This window comes from Amycolatopsis dongchuanensis (assembly GCF_039542405.1).
Classification (GTDB): domain Bacteria; phylum Actinomycetota; class Actinomycetes; order Mycobacteriales; family Pseudonocardiaceae; genus Amycolatopsis_E; species Amycolatopsis_E sacchari.
On the sequence record NZ_BAABIB010000169.1, the window covers coordinates 144,232 to 150,975 of the forward strand.

A 6,744-nucleotide genomic window follows, 5' to 3' on the forward strand; every position below is an offset into this window, starting at 1 on the left:
AGGATCCTAGGTGCCTTGGAAGTGCGTTCTTGACCAGGCTAGCAGCGGAACCGAGGCTAGGTATGCATCGAATACCTGGATGCCTGTCAAGAACGGAGCACACCTCGTGCCTTTCTCCACCCTCCACACGAGCACCGACGACGGCGTGCTGACCGTCGTGTTCGACAACCCGCCCGTCAACGTCCTCGGTGCCACCACGATGCGGGAACTCCGTGATCTGCTGCTGCCCCTGCGCGAGGACCCTTCGGTGAAGGTCATCGTGTTCGAGAGCGCGAACCCGGAGTTCTTCCTCGCCCACGTGGACATGAACATCCTCGATCAGAGGGACGTGCTGGAGGAGCTCGCCGCGGCCGCGCCCGAGGGCGTGAACGTGTTCCAGGCCGTCGGCGAGCTGCTCCGGCACCAGCCGCAGGTCTCCATCGTCAAGCTGGCCGGCAAGGCCCGCGGCGGTGGTGCCGAGTTCGTCGCCGCGGCGGATATGGCTTTCGCCGCAACGGAAACCGCCGGACTGGGCCAGGTCGAGGCGTTGATGGGGATCACGCCGGGCGGCGGCGCCACCCAGTACCTGCGGGACCGGGTGGGCCGCAACCGCGCGCTCGAAATCGTGCTCACCGGGCAGTTGTTCGACGCCCCGACCGCCGCGGCCTACGGCTGGATCAACCGCGCCGTACCCGCCGCACAGCTCGACGAGTACGTGGCAGAAGTCGCCCGCACCATCGCCGCACTCGCCCCCGGCGTGGTCGCGGCGGCGAAGCGCGCCTTGCCTCCCACCGATTTCGGTTCCGCGCTGGTGGTCGAGGACGAGGCGTGGGCGTCCTTGGTCGGGCTCCCCGCCGCGCAACAGCTGATGGCCGCCGCGCTCGAAGCCGGCGCGCAGACACCGGAGGGCGAACGCGACATCGAATCGTTGCTGCGCAAGGTGAGCGCATCGGTCCTCAATGGACAGTAGGGACATCGTGACGTGGCGGCTCAGTCGCTCGACGTCGAGCGCGCCCCCTCCCACGCCCGCCGCTCGTCGGCCGCCGGGTCGGTCTCCTCGCGCACGTCCTTTCCGAGCACCCCGACGCGGCGGCTGCCGAGCCGGTAGGTGGACCAGCCCGGATCGCCGTCGCGGATGAAGCGGACCCACGTGCCGTGCACGGTGTCGGCCACTTCACGCGAGGGCGAGTCGCCGATGAGCGGGTGGGTGGGCTCCTGGTCGATCGTGTCGAAGACGTACGGCAGCTCGGTGGCGTGCGCCGGGCCGAACCCGTTGTTCGAGCGGTCCTCGGGGTGGTCGAACCGGTACACCCACGTGGACGCGGCCGGTTCCCTGGCCTCGGCCACCCGGATCGCCGGCATGGCGAACATCCAGTCACCGAAGACGGCGGCCAGGACGTCGCCCGCCGAGGCCCCGAACCGGTTGCGGCGGTACAACTCCAGACCGCTCCCCGACAACCCGTACCCCTCCGCGGAGGCGGCCAGCGCCGCGTCGTCCACCGCGTCGATCGCCCCGCCCGCCACGAGGAAGAACCGCCCTTCGTCGCGGTTCCAGCCGGTGAGCAACGGCACCGAAGCGCCCGCGCCCGACCGGAACGCGGTGAGCGGGTGGCTTTCCAGCACCTCACCGTCGACGCTGGGCGCGAACGGGGTCAACGTCAACGCCAGGAACCCCCACCGAACCGGATCAGGTATCCCCTGCACGTCCCGCACCAGGTCGTCCACGGCGCGGGAGAGCACCGCGGGCGCGATCCGGGCGAACGCGGCGCGAGCCGGCTCGATGTCCAGGCGTTCGGCGAGGCGCCTGCTGACCATCCGCCCCAGCTCGTCGGTGAGGATGTGCAGCGCGCTGCCGCTCTGCGCGATGGCCCTGGCGAACAGACCCCGGCTCCGCTCCATGGACAGCAGCGTGGTCACGCTCATCGCACCCGCGGACTCCCCGGCGAGCGTGACCCGCTCCGGGTCACCGCCGAACGCGGCGATGTTGTCCCGCACCCATTCCAGCGCCGCGAGCTGGTCCAGCAGGCCCAGGTTCGCCCCGCCGTAGCCGAGGTGGAGGAAACCCTCGGCCCCCAGCCGGTAGTTGATCGTCACGCACACGACCCCGTCACGGGCGAACGCCGAACCGTCGTACTGCGCCACCGAACCGGAGCCGGCCACGAACGCGCCGCCGTGGATGAACACCAGCACCGGCAGGCCTTCCGCACCGGGGTCGGGCGTCCAGACGTTGAGGTTCAGGCACTCCTCCCCCGGGATGTCGACCTCCGGCAGGAAAGCCCGGTACTGCGGCGGGTAGGGCTCCTTGGGCACCGTCGGCCCGTACTCGACCGCGGGCCGCACCCCCTCCCACGGCTCGACCGGCTGCGGCGGCCGCAGCCGGTTGGCGCCGAACGGAGCCGCGGCGAAGGGCACGCCGAGGAACCGTGAAACACCTCCCTCGGACGTTCCTTCCACGATCCCGGCACGCACCTTCGTGCGTACCCGCGTTGGCGCCGTTGCCATGGTTCCTCCCGCTGTCGTCCGGTTTCAGCTCCCTGCGCGCAGGGTGGTCTCCGCCCACCGGCGGAACGTCGTCACCGGCAGCCCCAGCCGCGTGGCGAATTCGGGCCGCGCGGGTGCCGGGTGCGCACTCATGTGCTGCTGCCCCTGCAAGAGCGCCGCCAGCGGACCTTCCGCCGGCACCGGGCTCGCGGGCAGCTCGATGGTCGTCCCGAGTACCTCGGACAGGATCCGGGCCGCCTCCCGGAAGCTCAGCACGTCACCGGCGAGTTCGAGTTCGGCACCGTGGAACCGGTGCGGTCGGGCGAAAACCGCGGCCGCGGCGGCACCGATGTCGGCGACCGCGACGAAGGGGAGCCGGACGTCGAGGTCGGCGGCGACGTGGAGCCGGTCCGACGTCAACTCGGCGAAGTAGACCGACGGGCGCACGAAGTTCTCCATGAACGTCGCGGGGCGCAGGACCGTCCACTGTGGAAAACCCGCACCGCGCACGAGGTCCTCGACCGCGGCCTTGCTGCGGTAGTAGGCCCGCATGGGCGCACCCCAGCGCGACTCGTCGAAGTTCTCGAGGTCGACCGTGCCCGTGCCCGAGACGGAGGTGTGCACGAACTGCTCGACACCGGCGGCGAGGGCGGCGTCGACGAGGTTGCGCCCGCGGCGGACTTCGGCATCACTCGCCGGATCGGTGAGATCGGGCGTCTGCACCGAAAACACCGCGCGAGCGCCGTCGAGGGCGTCCTTCAGCGACGGGAGGTCGTCGAGGTCACCCCGGACGAGCGTGGCGCCCAGCTCACCGAGTGCAGCGGCACGCTCGGCGCCGGGGTCCCGGACCAGGGCGCGCACCGGGACGCCGGCGGCCAGCAGCGCGCGGGCGACGGCGCCGCCCTGCTTGCCGGTCGCTCCGGTGATCAGCACGAAAGACGGTGGCGTGGGCACGGCGATCCTCTCCGGGAGCTAAGTGGGGTGGCACCCCGTTTTCCGCCCGCTACGATATGGGGTGCCCCTCCGTTTGTCCAGAAGAAAGGTCGTGCCGTGGTGAAGTCCGAGGCCAGGCCCCGCGCGGACTGGCAGCGCAACCACGAACGGCTCGTCGCGGCGGCCGCGGCGCTGGTGGCGCGGGACGGCGCGCAGGTCTCGCTCGAGGAGGTCGCCCGCGAGGCCGGGGTCGGGTCCGCCACCCTGCACCGGCACTTCGCCTCCCGGCACGCCCTGCTCGAAGAGGTCTTCCAGGGTTCACTGGAGCACCTCCGCCGGAGAGCCGGGGAGCTGGCGGGCGGAGATCCCCGGACCGGACTGGTCACCTGGCTGGAAGAACTGACCGTCGCCGCCGCGGACACCCGCGGCCTGGCGGCCTCGCTGGGCGCCGGCGAAACCTGCCACGCCCTCATCCGCGACGCGACGACGGACCTGGTGAACCGCGCGCGCACCGCGGCCGCGGTCCGCCCCGAGGTGTCTCCGGACGACCTGCTCACGCTGGTGACGGCCGTGTCCCTCGCCACGGAAGGCGACGCGGCGACGGCTCGCCGCCTGCTCGGGCTCGCGCTGGTGGGCGTGCTGCCCGAGCGTCAGCCGTAGGCGGCACGGAGGTGGTCGCCGATCATGGTGATCGCCGTGCGGGGCGTGTCCTGGTGCTTGAAGTGGGTGAAACCGTGGTCGACGCCGGGGAACTCGTGGTAGGTGACGTCGGCGCCGTGCGCGCGGGCTCGCTCGGCGAAGGCGCGCATGTCGTGGCGGAGGGTGTCGAAGCCGCCGGTGAGGATCAGCAGCGGCGGGAAGTCACCCGGTTCCGGGTACCGGGCCGGTGACACCACCGGATCGGTCAGGTCGGAACCGAGGAGGTAGGTGTCGCGGATCATCCGCAGCAGCCAGGGTCCGATGACCGGGACCCGCCGCGGGGAGGTGCGGCTCTCGTCGGGCAGGGAGAAGTCCGACGCGCCGTATTCCAGGCTGGCGGCCACCGGCGCGGGTTTCCCGTCCTGCAGCGCCTGCACGAGCACGCTCAGCGCGAGCTTCGCACCCGCGCTGCCCCCACCGACGGACACCCGGTCCGCGTCCCAGCCCCGGTTCCCCGCCTGGTCGAGGATCCACGAGTAGGCGTCGTAACACTCCTGCTCCGCGACGGGGAACCGGACCTGCGGGGCCACGTCGTAGTCGGGCAGGACCACGTAGCAGGACAGTTCGCTGGCCAGGTACCTGGCGACGTTGTCCTCCTGCTCCGGACGGCGCACCGCGAACGCGCCGCCGTGGAGGAGCAGGTGCACCGGCGGGCGGCGCCCCGCCTCCAGGTCCGCCGGGACCGGTGAGTACAGCAGGGCGCGGATCTCACCGTGGCGGGTGGGGATCGCGATCCTCGCCGGTGCGGCAACGGGTTTCGTGGCGAACTGCAGGTCCCGCGATTCGAGCAGGAGCCTGCCCAGTAGCGGGAAGAACACCTGGAACGCGCGGGCGAGCAGCGCGGGCCGCCAGGCGATGGCGGGATCTTTGAAGGGCATCAGGCGTTCCCGGCGACGGTGACGGTCATCTCGGCTGGCTCCTGAACTTTGTTAACGTAGCCCCCGTGGCGAAGGGCATCACGCGGGAACGGATCGTGACGGCGGCACTCGAACTGCTCGACGAGAAGGGCATGGACGCCCTCACCGTGCGCGCGCTCGCGTCCCGGCTCGACGTGGCGGCACCCGCACTGTATTGGCACGTGCGCAACAAGCAGGAGCTGCTCGACGAGATGAGCACTTTCGTCATGCGCCGCGTCACGGACGCGCTCTCGTCGATTCCCGCAGGGGCAGACTGGCGGGACGACCTCGCCACGTACGGCCGGGTGCTGCGCACGGAGTACCTCCGCCACCGGGACGGCGCACGCATCTTCAGCGGCACGCGCTTCTCCGACCCCGAAGTGGTGAAGGCCAAGGAATCCTGGCTCGCGCGCCTGGCCGAAGCCGGGTTCTCGCTCGCCGAAGCCGACGACGCCATCGAGCTGGTCACCGCGTTCGTCGTCGGCTTCGTCATCGAGGAGCAGGAGCGCAGCCAGTCCGCCGGCATCGACCCGGCCCGCTATTCGCTGGCCGACCGCGACGCTTGGCTGGGTGAGGGCGCCGAACTGGTCAAGGCCGCAGGCCACCTCCGCGACGAAGGCGACCAGCGGTTCGAACGACACCTCGCCGTCCTCCTCGACGGGCTCGCGGCGCAGTCACGCTGACGGCGGAACGACTCAGGCCGTGGCGTCCAGGTCCAGTGTCGTGCCGCCACCTTCGGCGGCGTGCTGCGCCATGCGCCGCTCCAGCGCCTTGCGGCTGAGGTCGAGCAGGTCCTCCGTCGTGTTGTACGTGACCAGTTCGGCGAGCTCGGGCGAGTACCGTGCCACGATCTGCCGCACCCGGATCGCCGCCAGGGAACCCAGCGTGTTGTAGACCTCGACGAAGACCTCGTACGCCTCGCGGCGCGGCCACTTCGCGGGCAGGAGGTTCGACGGCAGGTCCGGGTCGATGCCGGGGAAGCTCCGCCAGCTGTCCATGATGTGCGTGCGCGACAACAGCGCCTGGCTCGCACCCACGTCCCCGTCGCGGACCTGCGTGCGCAGGCGCCCGTACGTGGTGATGAACTCGTGGTACCGCGCGGCGATCTCGTCGAGGTCCCAGGCGTCGATCGCGCGCCGCGCGGACGGCGGGTGCTCCGTGGCGCGGAAGATGGTGACCTCCCGCAGGCCCAGTTCGTCGAACTCCTGCCGGGCCTGTTCGGCGACCGGCCGGGCGGACACCCACGTGCCGTCGTAGAGCGGGGCGAACCCCAGCCACCGCAGGCGCGAGTAGACCGAGTAGCGCGAATCGCGCTCGCGCTCCGACAGCGAGAACATCGCCACCGTCCACCGACCGTCCCAGGACTCGTTCTCCTGCCCGAACGAGATGAACCGGTAACCCCGCGCCAGCAGCATGTCCGACGCGCCGGGCGCGAGACCGTAGTAGGAGTTGCGGCCCACCTTGGACGAGACGACGACACCCCGCCGGGCCAGCCGGTTGAGTGCCGCGCGCGCCGCGGTGAGGCCGATGTCGAACTCGCCCAGCAGCGCGACGAGCGCGGCGGAGGGCAGGTGCTCGTCGCGCAGCACCCAGTAGTCGCCGAGCAACGTGGTCAGCAGGTGCTGTGAGGAAGTACCCGCCTGCGACCTCGGCAGCTGCGGCGGCTGCGTGCCGGTCATCCGATCACCCCGTTACCTTTTTCGTGGTTCCTGATCAAGGAGCTGTGGTCGCCAGGTTCGGTATGACTGATGCCCCC

The 6,744-nt window shown here is 71.1% G+C and carries 7 protein-coding genes; 3 read left to right on the top strand and 4 right to left on the bottom strand.

Features of this window, described 5'->3' with window-relative positions:
* Positions 1 to 106: 106 nt before the first annotated feature.
* The gene (locus ABFX51_RS38415; protein ID WP_346056765.1) at positions 107 to 949 is read left to right on the top strand and encodes an enoyl-CoA hydratase/isomerase family protein; all 843 of its coding nucleotides are present in this window, start codon (positions 107 to 109) and stop codon (positions 947 to 949) included.
* A gap of 20 nt (positions 950 to 969) precedes the next feature.
* Here the strand turns inward: ABFX51_RS38415 and ABFX51_RS38420 are convergent, their stop codons facing one another.
* Both ABFX51_RS38420 and ABFX51_RS38425 read right to left on the bottom strand, forming a co-directional pair.
* Positions 970 to 2,481: a carboxylesterase/lipase family protein gene (locus tag ABFX51_RS38420; RefSeq protein ID WP_346056766.1), complete on the bottom strand. Its 1,512-nt coding sequence runs from the start codon at positions 2,479 to 2,481 to the stop codon at positions 970 to 972.
* 24 nt (positions 2,482 to 2,505) lie between these two features.
* On the bottom strand, positions 2,506 to 3,414 hold the full coding sequence (locus ABFX51_RS38425; RefSeq protein WP_346056767.1) for an NmrA family NAD(P)-binding protein: 909 nt from the start codon (positions 3,412 to 3,414) through the stop codon (positions 2,506 to 2,508).
* Positions 3,415 to 3,510: 96 nt separating this feature from the next.
* Here ABFX51_RS38425 and ABFX51_RS38430 point away from each other — a divergent pair, with 96 nt between their 5' ends.
* Entirely contained in the window at positions 3,511 to 4,053 is a 543-nt protein-coding gene (locus ABFX51_RS38430; protein ID WP_346056768.1) for a TetR/AcrR family transcriptional regulator, read from the top strand.
* On the opposite strand, the gene ABFX51_RS38435 is transcribed toward ABFX51_RS38430, so the two are convergent.
* Complete coding sequence (locus ABFX51_RS38435; protein WP_346056769.1) at positions 4,044 to 4,970, bottom strand: alpha/beta hydrolase; 927 nt, start codon at positions 4,968 to 4,970, stop codon at positions 4,044 to 4,046. The genes ABFX51_RS38430 and ABFX51_RS38435 overlap by 10 nt on opposite strands.
* Positions 4,971 to 5,035: 65 nt before the next feature.
* Here ABFX51_RS38435 and ABFX51_RS38440 point away from each other — a divergent pair, with 65 nt between their 5' ends.
* A complete protein-coding gene (locus ABFX51_RS38440) occupies positions 5,036 to 5,671 on the top strand; it encodes a TetR/AcrR family transcriptional regulator C-terminal domain-containing protein (protein WP_346056770.1) in 636 nt (211 codons plus the stop codon).
* A 12-nt stretch (positions 5,672 to 5,683) separates the two neighbouring features.
* Here ABFX51_RS38440 and ABFX51_RS38445 read toward each other — a convergent pair whose 3' ends face one another.
* Complete coding sequence (locus ABFX51_RS38445; RefSeq protein WP_346056771.1) at positions 5,684 to 6,667, bottom strand: PaaX family transcriptional regulator; 984 nt, start codon at positions 6,665 to 6,667, stop codon at positions 5,684 to 5,686.
* Positions 6,668 to 6,744: the final 77 nt, after the last annotated feature.

What these genes read in the sequence shown, in the direction of transcription:
- ABFX51_RS38445 (WP_346056771.1), bottom strand. Translation starts at nt 6,667, where the DNA reads ATGACCGGCACGCAGCCGCCGCAGCTGCCGAGGTCGCAGGCGGGTACT.
- ABFX51_RS38420 (WP_346056766.1), bottom strand. Translation starts at nt 2,481, where the DNA reads ATGGCAACGGCGCCAACGCGGGTACGCACGAAGGTGCGTGCCGGGATC.
- ABFX51_RS38435 (WP_346056769.1), bottom strand. Translation starts at nt 4,970, where the DNA reads ATGCCCTTCAAAGATCCCGCCATCGCCTGGCGGCCCGCGCTGCTCGCC.